This window comes from Clostridium senegalense JC122, assembly GCF_000285575.1.
In the GTDB taxonomy this organism is placed as follows: Bacteria; Bacillota; Clostridia; order Clostridiales; family Clostridiaceae; genus Clostridium_J; species Clostridium_J senegalense.
The window spans coordinates 661,460-681,385 of sequence record NZ_HE611051.1 but is presented as its reverse complement, the minus strand read 5'-3'; the positions used below and the strand labels follow the sequence as shown (position 1 = coordinate 681,385).

The window sequence follows — 19,926 nt, the reverse complement described above, 5'->3', positions numbered from 1 at the left end:
AAATGAAACTAATTAATCAATAATAATTGATTATAAAGATAGACTTAATAGTAAATTTTACTAAAATGTGCACGAATAAAAATACCTAGGTTTTAAGGAGAAGGGGACGCCCTTCTCCTTAATTAATATAATAAGAAGATATAAAAAAATAAAAAACAAGTTAATGAAAAAATATTTAAAATAGTTAAAAAACTTAAAAAAATATTTTTTTAATAGAAAAAAATAAAATTAAAAAAATACTTGTCAAAGAACATGAAATGCGATATAATGTAGAAGTTGCAAAGTGGTAACAGCGTTGAGGTAAGAGGTTGCCGGACTTCCGGGGAATTCTTAACCGAGCATGCCTAATCTTGAATTAGGCGACGGGGTCTGTTGTTCTGCGTTGAATTGTATAATGAAACACCTGGAACAGTTTACAGAACATCCGCTGTTGCACGTAAGAAGTACCAGCGTGCGATGAAAAGGAGGGAATATAATGTCAAAACAAAAAATAAGAATTAGACTTAAGGCGTTTGATCACACAATACTAGATCAATCTGCTGAAAAAATAGTTGAAACTGCAAAATCAACTGGAGCAAAAGTAGCAGGTCCAGTACCTCTACCAACAGAAAAAGATGTTATAACAGTTTTAAGAGCAGTTCACAAATATAAAGACTCTAGAGAGCAGTTCGAAATAAGAACTCACAAGAGACTAATCGACATATTAAGTCCATCACCAAAAACTGTTGATGCCTTAATGAGATTAGATTTACCAGCAGGCGTAGATATAGAAATAAAACTATAATATAGGCGTACATATATGGTAACTTCCATAGGTACGGGTAATAGATTACTATTACTAACTATTATGATCACTAAGGTGGTCCGCTAATAAGTAGGAGGTGTATTAATAATGAAAAAAGCTATAATGGGTAAAAAATTAGGAATGACTCAAATATTTGATGAAAATAGAAAAGTAGTTCCAGTAACAGTTGTAGAAGCTGGTCCATGTGTAGTAATCCAAAAGAAAACAGTTGAGACTGATGGATATGAAGCAGTTAAAGTTGCTTTTGGAGATATAAGAGAAAAATTAGTTAACAAGCCAACAAAAGGACAATTCGATAAGGCTGGAGTTGCTGTTAAAAGACATATAAAAGAGTTCAGACTAGAAGATATGAGCAACGTAGAAGTTGGAGCTGAAATAAAAGCTGATATATTTGCAGCTGGAGACAAAATCGATGTTTCTGGAATATCTAAAGGTAAGGGTTTCCAAGGCGTAATTAAAAGATGGAACTTCCACAGAGGACCAATGAGCCACGGATCTAAATTCCACAGAGCAGTAGGTTCAATGGGAGCATCATCAGACCCTTCAAGAACTTTCAAAAACAAAAAAATGCCTGGACATATGGGAAATGTTAATACTACAGTATTAAACTTAGAAATCGTAAGAGTAATACCTGAGAAAAACATAATCCTTATAAAAGGTGGAATACCAGGACCAAACAAAGGTCTTGTAGTAATAAGAGACGCTGTTAAAGCTTAAGGAAAGGAGGATGCAGAATGCCTACAATAAAAGTTTTTAATAAAGAAGGAAAAGAAGTTGGAGATATCCAATTAAATGAGAGCATATTCGGAGCTGAAATAAGCAAAGAAAGTATGCACCAAGTTGTATTAGCTCAATTAGCTAATAAAAGACAAGGAACTCAAAGCGCTAAAACTAGAGCAGAAGTTAGAGGCGGAGGAATAAAACCTTGGAGACAAAAAGGAACTGGTAGAGCAAGACAAGGTTCTATAAGAGCTCCACAATGGATACATGGTGGTATAGTATTTGCACCAAAACCAAGAGACTACAGAGTTTCTATTCCAAAAAGCATGAGAAGAACAGCTATGAAATCAGCTTTAACTTCAAAAGTTGCTGAAAATGAAATGATAGTAATAGAAAGCTTAGAGTTTGAAGCACCAAAAACTAAAGAAATGATTAACGTTTTAAATGCTTTTGAAGCTAAAAAGACTTTAATCGTTGTAGCTGAGTCAAACGAAAATGTTTATAAATCAGCTAGAAACATACCAGGAGTAGCAGTTTTACCAGTAAACAACTTAAACGTATATGATATATTAAAATACGAAAAGTTCATGGTAACTAAAGAAGCTGTATCTAAGATTGAGGAGGTGTATGCATAATGAAAATGACTAGCCATGATATAATAAGAAAACCTGTTATAACTGAAAAAAGTATGGCAGCAATGGCTGACAGAAAATACACTTTCATCGTTGACATACACGCAAACAAATTCCAAATCAAAAAAGCTATAGAAGATGTTTTTGCTGGAGTTAAAGTTGAAAATGTTGCTACAATGAGAAACTTAGGAAAAACTAAGAGAGTTGGAGTACATGTTGGTAAAAGAGCTGACTTCAAAAAAGCAGTAATAACATTAACTGAAGATAGTAAAACTATAGAATTTTTTGAAGGAATGTAATTAGAAGCATTTATTGGCATGATGCCAGATAAGCGATAAAGAAGGAGGGAAACCTAATGGCAGTTAAAAAATTTAGACCTACCACTCCTTCAAGAAGAAATATGACAATGGCTACATTTGAAGAAATAACTACAAATGTCCCAGAGAAATCTCTTCTTGTAAGCAAGAAAAAAACTGGTGGTAGAAACGCACAAGGTAAAATAACTGTTCGTCACCACGGTGGTGGAGCGAAACAAAAATATAGAATAATTGACTTTAAAAGAAATAAAGACAACATTACTGCAAAGGTTGCAACAGTTGAGTATGATCCAAATAGATCAGCTTACATTGCATTAGTTGTATATGCAGATGGAGAGAAGAGATACATAATTGCTCCAGTTGGTTTAAAAGTTGGAGATGTAATAGTATCAGGTCCAGAAGCAGATATAAAACCAGGTAACACATTACCAATAGCTAACATCCCAGTAGGTACAGTAATTCACAATGTAGAATTACAACCAGGAAAAGGAGCTCAACTTGTTAGATCAGCAGGTTCTTCAGCACAATTAATGGCTAAAGAAGGAGAATATGCTCAAGTAAGACTACCAAGTGGAGAAGTTAGATATGTAAGAATCAACTGTAGAGCAACTATAGGAACTGTTTCTAACTTAACACATGAAATAGTTAAAATAGGTAAAGCTGGAAGAAAGAGACACATGGGTATAAGACCTACAGTTAGAGGTTCTGTTATGAACCCTAATGATCACCCTCACGGAGGTGGAGAAGGTAAAGCACCTGTCGGACATGCAAGTCCAATGACACCATGGGGTAAACCAGCTCTTGGATATAAAACAAGAAAAACTAAAAAATACTCTGATAAGTTTATTGTTAAGAGAAGAAATAGCAAGTAATAGGAAGAGAATAGAATATTCTCTTCTAAACTACTCATATGAAGGGAGGACTTTATAAATGGGCAGATCAATTAAAAAAGGACCTTTTATAAAAGAGTCACTGTTAAAGAAAATTGAAGAAATGAACCAAAATGGGGAAAAGAAAGTTATAAAAACTTGGTCAAGAAGTTCAACAATCTTCCCACAAATGATAGGTCACACTATTGCAGTTCATGACGGAAGAAAGCATGTTCCAGTATATGTTCAAGAAGATATGGTAGGACATAAATTAGGAGAATTCGCTTTAACAAGAACTTTCAAAGGTCACATTGATAAATCAAAATCAAGTAAAGTAAGATAGTTTTGGAAAGGAGGACACATCAATGGAAGCTAAAGCTATAGCTAAATACGTAAGAATGTCTCCAATGAAAATTGGTATAGTTCTTGATTTAATAAGAGGAAAAGATGTAAACGAAGCTTTTGCTATATTACAATATACTCCAAAAGATGCAGCTGAAGTAGTAAACAAAGTTTTAAAATCAGCAGTTGCTAATGCAGAAAACAACTTAAGTTTAGATAGAAGTAGATTATATGTTGCTAACGCTCACACTGGTCAAGGTCCAACATTAAAGAGATTCAGACCACACGCTCAAGGTAGAGCTTTCAGAATAAACAAGAAAACTAGCCATATAACTCTAGTAGTTAAAGAAAGAGAGTAAGAAGGAGGGATATATAGTGGGACAAAAAGTACATCCACACGGCCTAAGAGTTGGTGTAATTAAAGAGTGGGATGCTAAGTGGTACGCTGAAGGAACAAAATTCGCAGATAACTTAGTTGAAGACAATGCAATAAGAGAATATCTTAAAAAGAAACTTTTTAGTGCTGGAATCGCTAAAATAGAGATTGAAAGAGCAGCGAAAAGAGTTAAATTAAATATACATACTGCTAAACCAGGAATGGTTATAGGAAAAGGCGGTCAAGGTATAGAGCAATTAAAGAAAGATTTAAAAAATATAGTTTCAACAAATACTTTATTAATAAATATAGTTGAAGTTAAAAGACCAGATAACAATTCTCAATTAATGGCTGAAAATATAGCAGCTCAATTAGAAAAGAGAATATCTTTTAGAAGAGCTATGAAACAAACAATTCAAAGAGCTATGAAAACAGGCGTTAAGGGTGTTAAAACATCTTGTTCAGGAAGACTTGGTGGAGCAGATATAGCTAGAACAGAGCAATATCATGAAGGTACAATTCCACTACAAACTTTAAGAGCTGACATAGATTATGGATTTGCTGAAGCAGATACAATCTACGGAAAAATTGGAGTTAAAGTTTGGGTATATAGAGGAGAAGTTCTTCCAACAAAGAAAGTAGAGAAGGAAGAAGTTAACGCTTAATAACGTTCAGGAAGGAGGAATATGACATGTTAATGCCTAAAAGAGTTAAACATCGTAAGGTGCAACGTGGTAGAATGAAAGGTAAAGCTACAAGAGGTAACTTTATCGCTTACGGAGATTATGCTTTACAAGCAACTGAGTGCGGTTGGATAACAAGTAACCAAATCGAGTCTGCCAGAATAGCTATCAATAGATACGTAAGAAGAGGAGGAAAGGTTTGGATAAAAATCTTCCCTGATAAACCAGTTACTGAGAAACCAGCTGAAACACGTATGGGATCAGGTAAAGGTTCGCCAGAATACTGGGTAGCAGTAGTTAAACCAGGCAGAGTGTTATTTGAAATATCTGGAGTTTCAGAAGAAGCTGCTAGAGAAGCAATGAGATTAGCATCACACAAACTTCCAGTTAAAACTAAGTTTGTAACAAGAAAAGATTTTGAGGAAATGGGTGGTGAAAACAATGAAGGCTAATGAATTAAAAGAGTTGAGACAAAGTACTCCTCAAGATTTACAAGTTAAATTAAATGATTTAAAAGCAGAATTATTTAACCTAAGATTTCAGTTAGCTACAGGACAGTTAGAGAACCCAATGAGAATAAAAAAGGTTAAAAAATCTATAGCCCAAATTAAAACCATCCTTAGAGAAGAAGAATTAAGGGCTTTTGAACAGTAATATAGTTATACTGAAAGGAGGTTTATCTTGTGGAAAGAGGAATTAGAAAAACAAGAATAGGAAAAGTTGTTTCTGATAAGATGGATAAGACAATCGTTGTTGCAGTTGAGACAAAGGTAAGACATCCACTATACGGAAAAACAGTTAACACAACTACTAAATTTAAAGTTCATGATGAAAATAATGATGCAAGAATTAATGATAGAGTTTCAATAATGGAAACAAGACCATTATCAAAGGACAAAAGATGGAGACTTGTTGAAATTACAGAAAGAGCTAAATAGTTAACTGAAAGGAGGTATTTTGCATGATACAACAACAAACATTATTAAAAGTAGCAGATAACTCTGGTGCTAAAGAGATAATGTGTATAAGAGTATTAGGTGGTTCTAAGAGAAAATGGGGAAACATCGGAGATATAATCGTTGCTAGCGTTAAAAGTGCAACACCAGGTGGAGTTGTTAAAAAAGGTGAAGTTGTTAAAGCTGTTATTGTTAGATCTGTAAAAGGCCTAAGAAGAGCAGACGGTTCATATATAAAATTTGATGAAAATGCAGCTGTTATAATAAAAGAAGATAAAAATCCAAAGGGAACTCGTATCTTCGGACCTGTTGCTAGGGAGCTAAGAGATAAAGAATTCAACAAAATATTATCATTAGCACCTGAAGTTCTATAAGGAGGTAGCTATAATGAAAGTACACGTTAGAAAGAAAGATACTGTAATGGTTATTTCTGGTAAAGATAAAGGAAAAATCGGCGAAGTTTTAGCGGTTTATCCAAAAACAGGAAAAGTTGTAGTAAAAGACGTTAACGTTGTGACTAAACATCAAAAACCAAGCAGAGAAAATATGCAAGGCGGAATAGTTCACAGAGAAGGAGCTATAAACAGCTCTAAAGTTATGTTATATTGCAACAAATGTAAATCTGTTACTAGAATAAGCAATAAAATATTAGAGGATGGCACAAAAGTTAGAGTGTGCAAAAAGTGCGGAGAGACATTTTAATTCGTGAAAGGAGGTATAACTAATGGTTACAAGACTACAAGAAAAATATAATAAAGAAGTAGTTCAAGCTATGATGGAGAAATTCGGATATAAAAACATCATGGAAGTACCAAAGCTTGAGAAAATAGTATTAAACATGGGTATTGGAGAAGCTAAAGACAACTCTAAAGTTTTAGAGTCAGCTGTTGCTGATATGGAGCTAATAACTGGTCAAAAAGCAATTTTGACTAAAGCTAAGAAGTCTGTAGCTAACTTCAAAATAAGAGAGAACATGCCAATAGGCTGCAAAGTTACATTAAGAAGAGAAAAAATGTATGAATTTGCAGATAAGTTAATTAATGTTACTTTACCTAGAATTAGAGACTTCAGAGGAGTTCCTTCAAAATCTTTTGATGGAAGAGGTAACTATGCATTAGGAATAAAAGAACAATTAATATTCCCTGAAGTAGAATATGATAAAATTGACAAAGTTAGAGGTATGGATATAATATTCGTTACTACTGCAAAGACAGACGAGGAAGCAAGAGAATTATTAAGATTCCTTGGAATGCCATTTGCTCAATAATAAGGAGGGAATAACGTGGCACGTAAAGCTTTAATAGAAAAATGGAAAAAAGAGCCGAAGTATTCAACTAGAGCTTACACAAGATGCAGACTTTGTGGAAGACCACATTCTGTATTAAAAAAATTCGGTATTTGCCGTATCTGTTTCAGAGAACTTGCATACAAGGGACAAATTCCTGGATGTAAGAAGGCAAGTTGGTAATATAATTCATTATATGAAAGGAGGCACAATAAATGGTTATGACTGACCCTATCGCAGATTTGCTAACACGTATAAGAAATGCAAATGTTGTTAGACATGAAATATTAGAGGTTCCTTCTTCAAACATCAAGAAGGCGATTGCAAACATAATGCTTCAAGAAGGATATCTTAAAAATATAGAAGAGTACCAAGACGGTTCTGTAAAAATGTTAAGACTTACAATGAAATATGGTCAAAACAAAGAAAGAGTAATAACAGGACTAAAGAGAATATCTAAACCTGGTTTAAGAGTGTATACTGGACATGAGGATATTCCAAAAGTATTAAATGGATTAGGTGTAGCAGTAATATCTACATCAAAAGGAATAGTAACTGATAAAGAAGCTAGAAATTTAGGATTAGGTGGAGAAGTAATCTGCTATATCTGGTAGTTTAAGAACAGGAGGTGCAATTATGTCAAGAATAGGAAGACTTCCAATAGCTATACCAAATGGTGTAACAGTTACAGTATCACCAGAGAACGTTGTTACAGTTAAAGGACCAAAAGGCGAATTAACTAAAGCAATGTGCAAAGATATGAATATAGCTATAGAGGAAAATTCAATAGTTATTACAAGACCAAGTGATGTAAAACAACACAGAGCTCTTCACGGATTAACAAGAGCTTTAATAAATAACATGGTAATAGGAGTAGCTAATGGTTATACTAAAACTCTTCAATTAGTTGGAGTTGGTTACAGAGCTACAGTAAAAGGAAATAAATTAGTATTAAACCTTGGATTCTCACATCCAGTTGAAATAGATGCAGTTGAAGGAATAACATTTGAAACTCCAGATGCTAATACTATAAACGTTAAAGGTATTAATAAAGAATTAGTTGGAGCTGTTGCTGCTGACATAAGATCTTGGAGAAAACCTGAACCTTACAAAGGAAAAGGAATTAAATATACTAATGAAGTTATCAGACGTAAAGAAGGTAAGACTGGTAAATAATAATTAGGAAGGAGTGAATGCAATGTTCAAGAAAGTTGACAGAAAGCTATCAAGAGAAGCTCGTCACTTAAGAGTTCGTAAAAAAATATCTGGAACAACTGAAAGACCAAGATTAGCTGTTTACAGAAGTTCAAAGAACATATACGCTCAAATAATCGATGACGTAACTGGCAGAACTTTAGTTTCAGCTTCAAGCTTAGAGAAAGATTTTACTTTAAAAGCTGGAAGCAATAAAGATGCTGCAAAGGCTGTTGGAGAATTAGTAGCTAAGAAAGCTTTAGAAAAAGGAATTGAAGAAGTTGTATTCGACAGAGGTGGATTCGTATATCACGGAAGAATACAAATGCTTGCAGAAGGCGCAAGAGAAGCAGGTCTTAAATTCTAATCTAAAAAAAAGGAGGGAAATTCATGAAAATAGATCCTAGCACACTAGATCTTAAAGAAAAAGTTGTTGATATAAATAGAGTTGCTAAGGTTGTTAAAGGTGGAAGAAACTTCAGATTCAGCGCTTTAGTAGTTGTTGGAGATGAAAACGGACACGTTGGCGTTGGAACTGGTAAATCAATAGAAATACCAGAAGCTATCAGAAAAGGTATTGAAGACGCTAAAAAGAACCTTGTAAAAGTTGAATTAGATGGAACTACTGTTCCTCATACTATAGATGGAAAATTCGGTACTGGAAAAGTGCATATAATGCCAGCTTCAGAAGGTACAGGAGTTATAGCTGGGGGTCCAGCAAGAGCAGTACTTGAGCTTGCAGGATTAAAAGACGTTAGAGCTAAATCTTTAGGATCTAACAACCCAAGAAACATGGTAAATGCTACTATCAACGGATTAGCTAACTTAAGAACAGCAGAACAAGTTGCGAAGTTAAGAGGCAAAACTGTTGAGGAAATTTTAGGATAGGAGGGGAAATACCTTGGCTAAAATTAAAATAACTTTAACAAAAAGCTTAATAGGCAGAAAAAAAGATCATATAGCTACAGTTAATGCATTAGGATTAAAGAAAATCGGTAAAACTGTAGAGCACGAGGAAACTCCTCAAATCAGAGGTATGGTAAATAAAGTTAATTACCTACTAAAAGTTGAAGAAGCTTAATAATAAGGAGGTGTAGACTATGAAACTTCATGAGTTAAGACCTGCAGCAGGTGCTAAGAAATCAGCTAAAAGAGTTGGAAGAGGTGCTGGTTCAGGATTAGGTAAAACAGCTGGTAAAGGACAAAACGGACAAAACTCAAGATCAGGCGGTGGAGTAAGACCTGGATTTGAGGGTGGACAAATGCCTTTATACAGAAGATTACCCAAAAGAGGATTCACAAACATATTTGCAAAAGAATATGCTTGCATAAATGTTGAAAGATTAAACATATTTGAAAATGGTACAGAAGTAACACCAGAAGTGTTAATGGAAAAAGGAATCGTTAAAAAACTTTATGATGGTGTTAAAATATTAGGAAACGGTAATTTAGAGAAAAGCTTAACTGTAAAAGCTCAAAAAATATCTAAAGGTGCTGTTGAAAAAATAGAAGCCGCTGGAGGAAAAGTTGAGGTGATATAGATGTTATCAACCCTACGAAATGCTTGGAAAGTTCCAGAGCTTAGAAAAAGAATGCTATTTACCTTGTTTATAGTGGTGATATTCAGATTAGGAATATTTATTCCAGTTCCTGGAGTAGATGCTAGTAAATTAGCTAGCTTAAGTAGTTCAGGAACATTATTCACCTTCTATGACATGTTGTCCGGTGGTGCTTTAAGTAAATTTAGTATATTTGCTATGGGTGTTACGCCTTACATAAACGCATCAATCGTAATTCAACTACTTACAATAGCAGTTCCTACCTTGGAACAACTTTCGAAAGAAGGCCAAGAAGGAAGACAAAAAATTCAAAATTACACAAGATTAGCAGCAGTTGTATTTGCCGTATTTCAAGGAATAGCGATGTACATGTTAATAAATGGAACATTGAAGAGTACTGGATACATGGAACTATTTATTATAGTTTTAACAATGACAGCTGGATCAAGCTTGTTAGTTTGGCTAGGAGAACAAATTCAAGTTTATGGTATTGGTAGTGGTGTATCGGTTATAATATTTGTAAACATCATTTCCACAATACCAACAACTATTTACAAAGTCGCTGGATTACGTCAAGCAGGCGAAGTTAGTTTAGTAGAGGTTATAATATTTGTATTAGTAGCTTTAGTTTTATTACTGGCAGTTATTATAATTAACTTAGCAGAAAGAAGAGTTCCTGTACAATATGCAGGAAAAGCTGTAGGAAATAAAGTGTTTAAAGGACAATCAACACATATTCCTTTCAGCTTAAATTCAGCAGGCGTTATGGCTATAATATTTGCTATGTCAGTGATGCAATTCCCTGAAACAATAGCAAAAATTTGGCCAACATCAGCGTTTGCAAAGTTTATAATGGAAAGTCCTTGGAGTATATTTAAAAGTGGTTCTTTGAAATATATAATTACTTATCTTGTTTTAATACTATTCTTCTCATGGTTCTATACAATAGTTACATTTAAACCAGATGAGATGGCTGAGAATATGAACAAATCATCTGGATTTGTACCAGGTATAAGACCAGGAAAACCAACTGAAGTTTTCTTAGAAAGTGTTTTAACAAAGGTTTCTATAATGGGTGGTGTATTTGCATCTATTATTGCGATATTCCCTATAGTTGTAGAAGCTTATAGTAATTTTAAAGGAATTGCTTTTGGAGGTACTAGTTTATTGATTATTGTAGGAGTAGCGTTAGACACTATGAAACAATTAGAATCACAGCTAGTTATGAGACATTACCAAGGTTTCCTTAAATAATAAAATTTTGGAGTTGATGCTAGTGAAAATCATCTTATTAGGTCCTCCGGGAGCCGGAAAAGGAACACAAGCTAAATCAATTAGTAATAAATACTCCATACCGCACATATCAACAGGAGATATTTTTAGAAAGAACATTTCTGAAAAAACTCCGCTAGGAATCGAAGCTAAGAGTTATATTGATAAGGGACAATTAGTACCTGACAAGTTAACCATAGATATAGTACAAGATAGATTAGAGCATGAAGACTGTAAAAATGGATTCTTACTTGATGGCTATCCAAGAACTGTAAGTCAAGCTGAAGCTCTTAAAAATTTCTTAAGTGAAAAAGGAGAAAAACTTGATACAGCTCTATTAATAGACGTTCAAAAAGAATTTATTATAGATAGAATGACTGGTAGAAGAGTTTGCCCAGATTGTGGCGCGAGCTACCATGTTAAGTTTAATCCTACTAAGGTTGAAGGAGAATGCGACATTTGTGGCAGTGTTGTAATACAAAGAGCGGACGATACTGAATCTACAGTAAAAGATCGTTTAGATGTATATGAAACACAAACCCAACCACTTATAGAATACTATAAGAATCAAGGATTACTATCTACAGTAGACGGAACTCAATCTATTGATGATGTTTTTAAGGACATTTGTGGTGTCTTAGGAGCGATAAATAGTGATAATAATTAAAGGTGATATGGAAATTGAATATATGAGAAATGCAGGTAAAGTAGTTGCTGACACACTTGCTAAAATTGAGTCGGTGATAAAACCAGGCATAACAACTGCAGAAATAGATAAATTAGCTGAAGAGTTCATACTAAAACAGGGCGCCAAGCCATCCTTTAAAGGATATGGCGGTTTTCCGGCTACAATCTGCGCATCAGTTAATAATGAAGTTATACATGGAATTCCTAAAAATAGGGTTCTAGAGGATGGCGACATTATTAGTGTAGATTGTGGAGCAATTCTTAATGGATTTCATGGTGATGCAGCTAGAACTTTTCCAGTAGGGAATATATCTAAAGAAGCAGAGCAGTTAATTAAAGTTACAAAAGAATGTTTCTTTAAGGGTATGGAAAATGCAGTGGTTGGAAACAGATTAACTGATATTTCAGCAGCTGTTCAAAGACATGCCGAAAGCTTTGGATATTCTGTGGTTAGGGATTTTGTAGGACATGGAATTGGAAGATCAATGCATGAAGATCCACAAGTTCCTAATTACGGCACTGCTGGTAGAGGTCCTAAGCTAAAACATGGGATGGTTCTAGCAATTGAACCTATGATAAACATTGGTAAATATAATGTAAAAGTAAATTCGGACGGATGGACAGTTGTTACTAGTGATGGTACACTATCTGCACATTATGAAAATACTTTAGCAGTATTAAATAGTGGTCCTGAGATACTAACTTTAAGCTAATGAGGTGAAAAGATTGGATGATAATAGCCTTTTAGGTAAGGTAGTACATTCGAAATCAGGTAGAGACCGTAATAGATATTTTATAATAGTAGGAATACTAAATGAAGATTATGTCTATATTTCAGATGGTGATCTAAGAAAAATAGAAAAGCCAAAGAAGAAAAAAATTAAACATTTAATTTTTACAGACATGATAGCACAGGATATCAAAGAGTTAATTACTAACAATAAAAAGGTAAGCAATTCTATGATTAGAAAGTTTTTGCAAGTTGAGGAGGTATGATTACCTTATGTCAAAAGATGATATAATTGAAATGCAAGGTGTTGTTTTAGAAGCACTACCAAATGCTATGTTTCAAGTAGAACTTGAAAGCGGACATAAAATAATGGCACATATATCAGGTAAATTAAGAATGAATTTTATCAGGATATTACCAGGCGATAAAGTTACAGTAGAGCTTTCTCCATATGATTTGACTCGTGGGAGAATAACTTGGAGAGATAAGTAATAAGGAGGGTTAGCTATGAAAGTAAGACCGTCAGTTAAACCTATATGTGAAAAATGTAAAGTTATAAAAAGAAAAGGAAGAGTAATGGTTATCTGTGAAAATCCTAAACATAAACAAAAACAAGGCTAATAGCCTTATGTATTATATAAATACTTAGGAGGTGTAGATCGTAGATGGCAAGAATAGCAGGTATTGACCTACCAAGAGAAAAAAGAGTTGAGATAGGTCTAACTTATATATTTGGTATAGGACTACCAAAATCACATGAAATACTTGAAGCTACAAAAGTAAATCCAGATACAAGAGTTAAAGATTTAACTGAAGATGAAGTTAATGCTTTAAGAGAATATATAAACAAAAACATATTAGTTGAAGGTGACCTAAGAAGAACAGTTGCTCTTGACATAAAGAGATTAATGGAAATCGGTTGTTACAGAGGAATCAGACATAGAAGAGGACTTCCTGTAAGAGGACAAAAAACTAAGACTAATGCTAGAACTAGAAAAGGTCCTAAAAAGACAATGGCAGGAAAGAAGAAATAGTAAGGAGGGAATAAAATGGCTCAAAAAGTTAAAAGAAGTAGAAGAAGAAAAGAAAGAAAAAATGTTGAGCATGGTGCAGCACATATCAAATCTACTTTCAACAATTCCATCGTTACACTTACTGATGCAGCTGGAAACGCATTGTCATGGGCAAGTGCTGGTGGATTAGGATTTAGAGGATCAAGAAAAAGCACACCATTTGCAGCTCAAATGGCAGCAGAAACTGCAGCTAAAGCAGCAATGGAACATGGATTAAAAAGTGTAGAAGTTTACGTTAAAGGACCAGGAGCAGGAAGAGAAGCTGCTATAAGATCTCTACAAGCTGCTGGATTAGAAGTTACTTTAATAAAAGATGTAACTCCAATTCCACACAATGGATGTAGACCACCAAAAAGAAGAAGAGTTTAGTAATAGGAGGTGTAAAAATGGCTAGATATACTGAAGCTACTTGCAAACTTTGCAGAAGAGAAGGTTTAAAGCTTAACCTAAAAGGTGACAGATGTTTTACTGAGAAATGCGCATTCGCTAGAAGAAGCTACGCACCAGGACAACACGGTCAAGGAAGAAAAAAGATTTCTAACTATGGATTACAATTAAGAGAAAAACAAAAAGCAAGAAGAATCTACGGAGTTCTTGAAAAACAATTTAGAAAATACTATGACAAGGCTGAAAAACAAAGAGGTATAACAGGTGAAAACTTATTAAGACTTCTTGAAATAAGACTTGACAATGTAATATACAGATTAGGATACGGTGCTTCTAGAGCAGAAGCTAGACAATTAGTTACTCACGGACATTTCCTAATAAACGGAAAGAAAGTTGACATCGCATCTTACAGCGTTAAAATAAATGACGTAATCACAGTATGTGATAAGAGCAAAGCTACTGAGAAGTTTAAAGTTTTCAATGAAAACCCAAAAACTTTACCAAAATGGTTAGAGGCTGATCAAGAAGCTTTTGCTGCTAAAGTTGTATCTTTACCAACTAGAGAAGATATAGATGTTCCAGTAAATGAAACATTAATAGTTGAGTTATACAGCAAATAGTCAATAATATAAAATCAGTTGCCCTCAAAATAGAACGCCCATTTAATAAAGAAGGAGGGTTATATATATGTTAGAAATAGAAAAGCCAAAAATAGAATGTGTAGAAACCACTGAAAATGGTACATATGGAAAATTTGTCATAGAACCATTAGAGAGAGGTTATGGAATAACTTTAGGTAATGCTTTAAGAAGAATACTTCTTTCTTCATTACCTGGAGTTGCTGCAAATTCAATAAAAATAGACGGTGTACTTCATGAATTTTCAACTATAAATGGAGTTAAAGAAGATGTATCTGAGTTAATTCTTAACATAAAAGGATTAGCATTAAAGATGAATGGTGAAGGAGCTAAAACTGTATATATAGATGCTGTTGGACCAGGAGAGGTTACAGGAGCAGATATAAAAACTGATGGTGATGTTGAGGTTATAAATAAAGATCTTCATATAGCAACACTAGATGATGATGGTAAATTATTTATGGAACTTAACGTTAGCAGAGGTAGAGGTTATGTTTCTCAGAACAAAAATAAAACTGAAGACAAACCAATAGCTACTATACCTGTAGATTCAATTTATACTCCAGTTAAGAGAGTTAATTTTACTGTTGAAAATACAAGAGTAGGCCAAATAACAGATTATGATAAATTAACAATTGAAATATGGACTAATGGAACAATTAGACCTGATGAAGCAATTGGTTTATCAGCAAAAATTCTTATAGAACACTTTAAACTATTTATGACATTAACAGATCATGCTGATAATGTTGAAATAATGGTTGAAAAAGAAGAAGATAAGAAAGAAAAAGTATTAGAAATGACAATAGAGGAACTTGATTTATCTGTTAGAAGTTTTAACTGCTTAAAAAGAGCTGGTATAAATACTGTTCAAGAATTAACAGAAAGATCAATGGATGATATGATGAAGGTTAGAAACCTAGGAAAGAAATCTCTTGAAGAGGTTGAACAAAAACTAGAAGCCTTAGGACTATCATTTAAACCAAACGAAGAGTAAGGAGGGATAGCGATGGCACAACAACGTAAGTTAGGACGTCCAACTGATCAAAGAATGGCAATGCTTAGAAATCTTGTTACTAGCTTCTTAAAGCACGGAAAAATAGAAACTACAGAAACTAGAGCTAAAGAAACTAAGAGACTAGCTGAAAAAATGATAACTCTTGCTAAAAGAGGAGATTTACATGCTAGAAGACAGGTTCTTGCATTCGTTACAGAAGAGGAAGTTGTTAAGAATTTATTCGATAACATAGCTCCAAAATACGCTGAGAGAAATGGTGGATATACTAGAATAATGAAAGTAGGTCCAAGAAGAGGCGACGGAGCAGAAGTTGTTATATTAGAATTAGTATAATATATTCCAGGGGATTAAGTATGCCTAGCTTAGTCCCCATTTTATTATAAAAATATAAATTTTCCAGCTATGGAGGGATGAAATATGGAACTTACCAAAAATGCCCCTCAAGGTATTAAAAATGATACAAAAGTTGAAATTGTAAGTGAAAATTTATTCTTTAAATATGAATCAAATGAAGATGGTAAAGAAAAAATTGCACTAGATGGTGTTAATATAACTATAAACAAAGGTGATTTTGTAGTTGTTTTAGGCCATAATGGATCTGGTAAATCTACTTTTGCAAAGCATATAAATGGATTATTACTACCAAGTAAAGGTAAAATTTTTGTAGGTGGATTGGATACCTCAAAAGAAGAAAATCTTTGGGAAGTAAGAAAAAAAGCTGGGATGGTTTTTCAAAATCCAGACAACCAAATTGTTGCTACAATAGTAGAAGAAGATGTTGCTTTTGGACCAGAAAATTTAGGAATAGATTCAGCAGAAATAAGAAGAAGAGTTGATGAATCCTTAAAAAGAGTTAATATGTATGAATATAAACAGCATGGTCCACATTTACTATCAGGAGGACAGAAACAAAGAGTTGCAATAGCAGGTATACTTGCTATGAGACCGGAGTGTATAGTCTTAGATGAGCCAACTGCTATGTTAGATCCTTCAGGAAGAAAAGAAGTTATAAAGACTATTAAAGAGTTAAACAAGGAGTCTGGCATAACTGTAGTGCTTATTACTCATTATATGGAAGAAGCAGTTGATGCAGACAAAATTTATGTTATGGATTCAGGAAAAGTAATTATTGAAGGTACTCCAAAGGAAGTGTTTAAAGAAGTTGATACTATGAAGAGCTTAGGACTTGACGTACCTCAGATGACAGAACTTGCTTATGAACTCAGCAAAGATGGAATAAGCTTAAATAGAGAAATATTAACTATAGATGAGATGGTGAATGAATTATGTCAATTAAGATAGAAAATTTAACACATATATATATGGCAAAATCACCTTTTGAAAAAAAAGCATTAGATAATGTTTCATTAGAAATAAATGATGGTGAGTTTTTAGCTTTAATAGGGCATACAGGATCAGGAAAATCAACTTTGATTCAGCATATTAATGGACTGTTAAAACCGTCGTCAGGAAAGATAATAGTAGACGACATAGATATTACTTCAAAAAATATAAAGCTTACTGAAATAAGAAAAAGAGTAGGCCTAGTATTTCAATATGCAGAGTATCAATTGTTTGAAGAGACAATTGAAAAAGATATAGCTTTTGGACCTAAAAATTTAGGTTTATCAGAAGCGGAAGTTTCAGATAGAGTAAAAAGAGCTATGAATATAGTAGGATTAGATTATGAGTTATATAAAGATAAGTCTCCTTTTGAGTTAAGTGGAGGTCAAAAAAGAAGAGTTGCAATAGCAGGTGTTGTTGCAATGGAGCCTAAAGTGTTGATTTTAGACGAACCTACTGCAGGACTTGATCCAAAGGGAAGAGATGAAATATTAGGAAAAATAGAATTATTACATAGAGAGTATAATATGACTATAATCCTAGTTTCACATAGCATGGAAGATGTAGCTAAAGTAGCAGATAGAATATTAGTTATGGAAGGTGGAAAATGCATTTTAGATGGAGCACCTAAAGTAATATTTAAAGATGTTGAAACGTTAGAGAGAGTAGGCCTAGCAGTACCACAAGTTACTTATTTAGTAAAAGAACTTAGAAAAAAAGGATTGGACATATCAGAAGATATATTTACCTTAAAGGAAGCTAAGGAAGAAATACTTAGAGTTTTAAAATCTTAAAGTATTTAATTTATTTATAGGTTTCTATTTTGGAGGAGTTTATATGATCAAGGATATTACAATAGGCCAATATATTATTGGTGAATCATTTATACACAAGCTTGATCCAAGAACAAAAATATTAATATCATTATTATTTATAATAGTTTTATTTTTAGCAAATAATGTGCAGGGATATGTTGTAGTCTTTTTATTTTTAATGTTATGTATATATGTATCAAAGGTACCATTTAGATATATATATAAGGGGTTAAAACCCATATTTATATTGATGTTAATAACAGCAATATTCAATATATTTTTCACAAAGGGAGAAACATTAGTTTATCAATTAGGATTTTTGAAAATATATAAAGAAGGATTGATTCTTGCTGCCTTTATGATAATAAGGCTTACATTTTTAATAGCAGGTACATCGTTATTAACATTAACAACATCCCCTATAGAATTAACTGATGGGATAGAGAGACTACTTAATCCATTTAAGAAAATAGGGGTACCAGCTCATGAATTAGCTATGATGATGACTATAGCACTTAGATTTATACCTACGCTTATGGATGAGACTGATAAAATAATGAAGGCTCAGATGGCAAGAGGTGCTGACTTTGAAAGTGGAAATCTTATAAATAGGGCTAAAAGTTTAGTGCCATTGTTAGTACCATTATTTATAAGTTCATTTAGAAGAGCTGAAGACCTTGCTATGGCAATGGAAGCAAGATGCTATAGAGGCGGAGACGGTAGAACTAGAATGAAAGTATTAAAAATGACTAAAAGAGATAGTATAGCATTTGTAAACTTTGCTATATTTACGATATTGATATTTGGAACAAGATTTTATTTTTAAAGGAAATTAATATGAGAAATATAAAGTTAACACTAGAATATGATGGAACAAACTATTTTGGATGGCAAAAACAAAAGACTAAGGTTACATTACAAGGTACTATAGAAGATATAATTTCTAATTTAACAAAAGAGGATATAGAGATAATTGGATGTAGCAGGACTGATAGTGGAGTACATTCTAAAGGATATATATGCAATTTTGTTACAAACAGTTCTATACCTAGTGAAAAATTTAAAGATGCACTTAATGTAAAATTACCAGATGATATTGCCGTCTTAAAATCTGAAGAAGTGCCAGAAGAATTTCATTCTAGATACAGTTGCAGGGGAAAGAAGTATAGTTATACTATACTTGAAAGACCTATGAAAGCAACAATAGATAGAAATTATGTATGTCAATGTAAATATAATTTAGATATAGAGAAAATGAATGAAGCTTGTAAATACTTTATAGGTACTCATGACTTTTCAGCATTTAAAAACAAAGGAAGTTCAGTTAAAACCTCTGTGAGGACTATAAGTGAACTTTATGTAGAGAAAACAGGAAACTATGTAAAAATATTTGTAAGTGCTGATGGTTTTTTATATAATATGGTAAGAATAATAGTAGGTACCCTTATTGATGTGGGTATAGGAAAAATTAATCCGAAAAGCATCAAAAATATAATAGATTCAAAGGAAAGAACTAACGCCGGAAAATCTATGCCACCTCAAGGGCTGTGTTTAGAAGAAGTTTATTATTAGTATTACTAAAATAGGCATATTTACTACAATTTTAGTAATGTAATAATTTTTTAAATAATTGACACGCGTGGCAAATTGTATTATAATATTTTTGTTTGTTATAATAAAAAAATTGTGTATAAGATCCACTAGCCCCGGGTCTTTAGCATAGAATTAAGATTGTTAAAAATTCAGGGAGGGAAAAAGAAATGAAATCATACTTAGCAAAACCAAATGAAGTTCAAAAAAAATGGTATGTAGTAGACGTGGCAGGAATGCCTTTAGGAAGAGCTGCTAGCCAAATAGCTTCAGTATTAAGAGGAAAAAACAAACCAGAATTTACTCCACACGTAGATACAGGAGATTACGTTGTAGTTATTAATGCAGAGAAAATTGTTTTAACAGGAAAGAAATTAGATCAAAAAATGTTAAGACATCACTCTCTATATCCAGGTGGATTAAAAGAGACTCCATACAGAGAAGCATTAGCTAAAAAACCAGAATTCGTATTTGAAGAAGCAGTAAGAAGAATGCTTCCAAGCGGAATTTTAGGAAGAAAAATGCTTAAAAAATTAACAGTATACAGAGGAACAGAACACAACAATCACGCTCAAAACCCAGAAGTTTTAGAGTTAGTAAGAAAATAATTAGATAGAGTTTGGAAGGAGGATTT

Annotated in this window: 37 protein-coding genes; all 37 read left to right on the top strand. The window is 33.2% G+C overall.

Annotated elements, in window-relative coordinates; translation table 11 throughout:
• The first annotated feature begins 475 nt into the window (after nucleotides 1–475).
• Nucleotides 476–784: a 30S ribosomal protein S10 gene (gene rpsJ, locus CSGHG_RS11475; protein WP_010295344.1), complete on the top strand. Its 309-nt coding sequence runs from the start codon at nucleotides 476–478 to the stop codon at nucleotides 782–784.
• A gap of 108 nt (nucleotides 785–892) precedes the next feature.
• On the top strand, nucleotides 893–1,522 hold the full coding sequence (gene rplC / locus CSGHG_RS11470) for a 50S ribosomal protein L3 (protein WP_010295342.1): 630 nt from the start codon (nucleotides 893–895) through the stop codon (nucleotides 1,520–1,522).
• 17 nt (nucleotides 1,523–1,539) lie between these two features.
• Nucleotides 1,540–2,160: a 50S ribosomal protein L4 gene (gene rplD / locus CSGHG_RS11465; protein ID WP_010295341.1), complete on the top strand. Its 621-nt coding sequence runs from the start codon at nucleotides 1,540–1,542 to the stop codon at nucleotides 2,158–2,160.
• Nucleotides 2,160–2,456: a 50S ribosomal protein L23 gene (rplW, locus tag CSGHG_RS11460; RefSeq protein WP_010295338.1), complete on the top strand. Its 297-nt coding sequence runs from the start codon at nucleotides 2,160–2,162 to the stop codon at nucleotides 2,454–2,456. The genes rplD and rplW overlap by 1 nt, the downstream gene beginning before the upstream one ends.
• 56 nt (nucleotides 2,457–2,512) lie before the next feature.
• Nucleotides 2,513–3,346: a 50S ribosomal protein L2 gene (rplB, locus tag CSGHG_RS11455; RefSeq protein ID WP_010295336.1), complete on the top strand. Its 834-nt coding sequence runs from the start codon at nucleotides 2,513–2,515 to the stop codon at nucleotides 3,344–3,346.
• Between the two features lie 58 nt (nucleotides 3,347–3,404).
• A complete protein-coding gene (gene rpsS / locus CSGHG_RS11450) occupies nucleotides 3,405–3,686 on the top strand; it encodes a 30S ribosomal protein S19 (protein WP_010295333.1) in 282 nt (93 codons plus the stop codon).
• A 22-nt stretch (nucleotides 3,687–3,708) separates the two neighbouring features.
• Complete coding sequence (gene rplV, locus CSGHG_RS11445; RefSeq protein ID WP_010295330.1) at nucleotides 3,709–4,044, top strand: 50S ribosomal protein L22; 336 nt, start codon at nucleotides 3,709–3,711, stop codon at nucleotides 4,042–4,044.
• Nucleotides 4,045–4,060: 16 nt separating this feature from the next.
• Nucleotides 4,061–4,726, top strand: a complete 666-nt coding sequence (gene rpsC, locus CSGHG_RS11440) for a 30S ribosomal protein S3 (protein WP_010295328.1) — start codon at nucleotides 4,061–4,063, stop codon at nucleotides 4,724–4,726.
• Nucleotides 4,727–4,752: 26 nt separating this feature from the next.
• The gene (gene rplP / locus CSGHG_RS11435) at nucleotides 4,753–5,196 is read left to right on the top strand and encodes a 50S ribosomal protein L16 (RefSeq protein ID WP_010295326.1); all 444 of its coding nucleotides are present in this window, start codon (nucleotides 4,753–4,755) and stop codon (nucleotides 5,194–5,196) included.
• Nucleotides 5,186–5,398 carry a 50S ribosomal protein L29 gene (gene rpmC / locus CSGHG_RS11430; RefSeq protein WP_010295324.1) on the top strand — a complete coding sequence of 71 codons (213 nt, stop codon included), beginning with the start codon at nucleotides 5,186–5,188 and terminating at the stop codon, nucleotides 5,396–5,398. The genes rplP and rpmC overlap by 11 nt, the downstream gene beginning before the upstream one ends.
• A 29-nt stretch (nucleotides 5,399–5,427) precedes the next feature.
• Nucleotides 5,428–5,682 carry a 30S ribosomal protein S17 gene (gene rpsQ, locus CSGHG_RS11425; RefSeq protein ID WP_010295321.1) on the top strand — a complete coding sequence of 85 codons (255 nt, stop codon included), beginning with the start codon at nucleotides 5,428–5,430 and terminating at the stop codon, nucleotides 5,680–5,682.
• A 23-nt stretch (nucleotides 5,683–5,705) separates the two neighbouring features.
• Nucleotides 5,706–6,074 (top strand): 50S ribosomal protein L14, encoded by a 369-nt coding sequence (gene rplN / locus CSGHG_RS11420; RefSeq protein WP_010295319.1) that lies wholly within the window; start codon nucleotides 5,706–5,708, stop codon nucleotides 6,072–6,074.
• A 10-nt stretch (nucleotides 6,075–6,084) separates the two neighbouring features.
• Nucleotides 6,085–6,402 carry a 50S ribosomal protein L24 gene (gene rplX / locus CSGHG_RS11415; RefSeq protein WP_026022327.1) on the top strand — a complete coding sequence of 106 codons (318 nt, stop codon included), beginning with the start codon at nucleotides 6,085–6,087 and terminating at the stop codon, nucleotides 6,400–6,402.
• A 22-nt stretch (nucleotides 6,403–6,424) separates the two neighbouring features.
• Nucleotides 6,425–6,967, top strand: a complete 543-nt coding sequence (gene rplE, locus CSGHG_RS11410; RefSeq protein ID WP_010295314.1) for a 50S ribosomal protein L5 — start codon at nucleotides 6,425–6,427, stop codon at nucleotides 6,965–6,967.
• Nucleotides 6,968–6,982: 15 nt separating this feature from the next.
• The gene (locus tag CSGHG_RS11405; RefSeq protein ID WP_010295312.1) at nucleotides 6,983–7,168 is read left to right on the top strand and encodes a type Z 30S ribosomal protein S14; all 186 of its coding nucleotides are present in this window, start codon (nucleotides 6,983–6,985) and stop codon (nucleotides 7,166–7,168) included.
• A gap of 32 nt (nucleotides 7,169–7,200) precedes the next feature.
• The gene (gene rpsH / locus CSGHG_RS11400) at nucleotides 7,201–7,599 is read left to right on the top strand and encodes a 30S ribosomal protein S8 (RefSeq protein ID WP_010295309.1); all 399 of its coding nucleotides are present in this window, start codon (nucleotides 7,201–7,203) and stop codon (nucleotides 7,597–7,599) included.
• 22 nt (nucleotides 7,600–7,621) lie between these two features.
• Nucleotides 7,622–8,161: a 50S ribosomal protein L6 gene (gene rplF, locus CSGHG_RS11395; protein WP_010295307.1), complete on the top strand. Its 540-nt coding sequence runs from the start codon at nucleotides 7,622–7,624 to the stop codon at nucleotides 8,159–8,161.
• A 22-nt stretch (nucleotides 8,162–8,183) separates the two neighbouring features.
• Complete coding sequence (rplR, locus tag CSGHG_RS11390; protein WP_010295306.1) at nucleotides 8,184–8,546, top strand: 50S ribosomal protein L18; 363 nt, start codon at nucleotides 8,184–8,186, stop codon at nucleotides 8,544–8,546.
• A gap of 23 nt (nucleotides 8,547–8,569) precedes the next feature.
• Nucleotides 8,570–9,067 carry a 30S ribosomal protein S5 gene (gene rpsE / locus CSGHG_RS11385; RefSeq protein ID WP_010295304.1) on the top strand — a complete coding sequence of 166 codons (498 nt, stop codon included), beginning with the start codon at nucleotides 8,570–8,572 and terminating at the stop codon, nucleotides 9,065–9,067.
• A gap of 13 nt (nucleotides 9,068–9,080) precedes the next feature.
• Nucleotides 9,081–9,260, top strand: coding sequence for a 50S ribosomal protein L30 (rpmD, locus tag CSGHG_RS11380; protein WP_010295302.1), 180 nt, complete (start codon nucleotides 9,081–9,083; stop codon nucleotides 9,258–9,260).
• A 19-nt stretch (nucleotides 9,261–9,279) separates the two neighbouring features.
• A complete protein-coding gene (gene rplO / locus CSGHG_RS11375; RefSeq protein ID WP_010295300.1) occupies nucleotides 9,280–9,720 on the top strand; it encodes a 50S ribosomal protein L15 in 441 nt (146 codons plus the stop codon).
• Nucleotides 9,721–10,992, top strand: coding sequence for a preprotein translocase subunit SecY (gene secY / locus CSGHG_RS11370; RefSeq protein WP_010295298.1), 1,272 nt, complete (start codon nucleotides 9,721–9,723; stop codon nucleotides 10,990–10,992).
• Nucleotides 10,993–11,014: 22 nt separating this feature from the next.
• Nucleotides 11,015–11,677 carry an adenylate kinase gene (locus CSGHG_RS11365; protein ID WP_010295293.1) on the top strand — a complete coding sequence of 221 codons (663 nt, stop codon included), beginning with the start codon at nucleotides 11,015–11,017 and terminating at the stop codon, nucleotides 11,675–11,677.
• Nucleotides 11,664–12,410, top strand: a complete 747-nt coding sequence (gene map / locus CSGHG_RS11360) for a type I methionyl aminopeptidase (RefSeq protein ID WP_010295291.1) — start codon at nucleotides 11,664–11,666, stop codon at nucleotides 12,408–12,410. Before CSGHG_RS11365 ends, map begins: the two co-directional genes overlap by 14 nt.
• A gap of 13 nt (nucleotides 12,411–12,423) precedes the next feature.
• Nucleotides 12,424–12,693, top strand: a complete 270-nt coding sequence (locus tag CSGHG_RS11355; RefSeq protein WP_010295288.1) for a KOW domain-containing RNA-binding protein — start codon at nucleotides 12,424–12,426, stop codon at nucleotides 12,691–12,693.
• Nucleotides 12,694–12,700: 7 nt separating this feature from the next.
• Nucleotides 12,701–12,919, top strand: a complete 219-nt coding sequence (gene infA, locus CSGHG_RS11350; RefSeq protein ID WP_010295286.1) for a translation initiation factor IF-1 — start codon at nucleotides 12,701–12,703, stop codon at nucleotides 12,917–12,919.
• 15 nt (nucleotides 12,920–12,934) lie between these two features.
• The gene (gene rpmJ, locus CSGHG_RS11345; RefSeq protein ID WP_003373491.1) at nucleotides 12,935–13,048 is read left to right on the top strand and encodes a 50S ribosomal protein L36; all 114 of its coding nucleotides are present in this window, start codon (nucleotides 12,935–12,937) and stop codon (nucleotides 13,046–13,048) included.
• Between the two features lie 44 nt (nucleotides 13,049–13,092).
• Nucleotides 13,093–13,461, top strand: coding sequence for a 30S ribosomal protein S13 (rpsM, locus tag CSGHG_RS11340; RefSeq protein WP_010295181.1), 369 nt, complete (start codon nucleotides 13,093–13,095; stop codon nucleotides 13,459–13,461).
• Nucleotides 13,462–13,476: 15 nt separating this feature from the next.
• The gene (gene rpsK, locus CSGHG_RS11335; protein WP_010295178.1) at nucleotides 13,477–13,869 is read left to right on the top strand and encodes a 30S ribosomal protein S11; all 393 of its coding nucleotides are present in this window, start codon (nucleotides 13,477–13,479) and stop codon (nucleotides 13,867–13,869) included.
• Nucleotides 13,870–13,886: 17 nt separating this feature from the next.
• On the top strand, nucleotides 13,887–14,507 hold the full coding sequence (gene rpsD, locus CSGHG_RS11330) for a 30S ribosomal protein S4 (RefSeq protein WP_010295177.1): 621 nt from the start codon (nucleotides 13,887–13,889) through the stop codon (nucleotides 14,505–14,507).
• 67 nt (nucleotides 14,508–14,574) lie between these two features.
• Nucleotides 14,575–15,522: a DNA-directed RNA polymerase subunit alpha gene (locus tag CSGHG_RS11325; RefSeq protein WP_010295174.1), complete on the top strand. Its 948-nt coding sequence runs from the start codon at nucleotides 14,575–14,577 to the stop codon at nucleotides 15,520–15,522.
• 12 nt (nucleotides 15,523–15,534) lie between these two features.
• The gene (gene rplQ, locus CSGHG_RS11320) at nucleotides 15,535–15,876 is read left to right on the top strand and encodes a 50S ribosomal protein L17 (protein WP_010295172.1); all 342 of its coding nucleotides are present in this window, start codon (nucleotides 15,535–15,537) and stop codon (nucleotides 15,874–15,876) included.
• Nucleotides 15,877–15,960: 84 nt separating this feature from the next.
• Nucleotides 15,961–16,845, top strand: a complete 885-nt coding sequence (locus tag CSGHG_RS11315; RefSeq protein WP_010295170.1) for an energy-coupling factor transporter ATPase — start codon at nucleotides 15,961–15,963, stop codon at nucleotides 16,843–16,845.
• Entirely contained in the window at nucleotides 16,830–17,681 is an 852-nt protein-coding gene (locus CSGHG_RS11310) for an energy-coupling factor transporter ATPase (protein WP_010295168.1), read from the top strand. Before CSGHG_RS11315 ends, CSGHG_RS11310 begins: the two co-directional genes overlap by 16 nt.
• 43 nt (nucleotides 17,682–17,724) lie before the next feature.
• A complete protein-coding gene (locus CSGHG_RS11305; RefSeq protein WP_010295167.1) occupies nucleotides 17,725–18,528 on the top strand; it encodes an energy-coupling factor transporter transmembrane component T family protein in 804 nt (267 codons plus the stop codon).
• Nucleotides 18,529–18,539: 11 nt separating this feature from the next.
• On the top strand, nucleotides 18,540–19,274 hold the full coding sequence (gene truA, locus CSGHG_RS11300) for a tRNA pseudouridine(38-40) synthase TruA (RefSeq protein ID WP_010295166.1): 735 nt from the start codon (nucleotides 18,540–18,542) through the stop codon (nucleotides 19,272–19,274).
• A gap of 188 nt (nucleotides 19,275–19,462) precedes the next feature.
• Entirely contained in the window at nucleotides 19,463–19,900 is a 438-nt protein-coding gene (rplM, locus tag CSGHG_RS11295; protein WP_010295165.1) for a 50S ribosomal protein L13, read from the top strand.
• Nucleotides 19,901–19,926 lie beyond the last annotated feature (26 nt).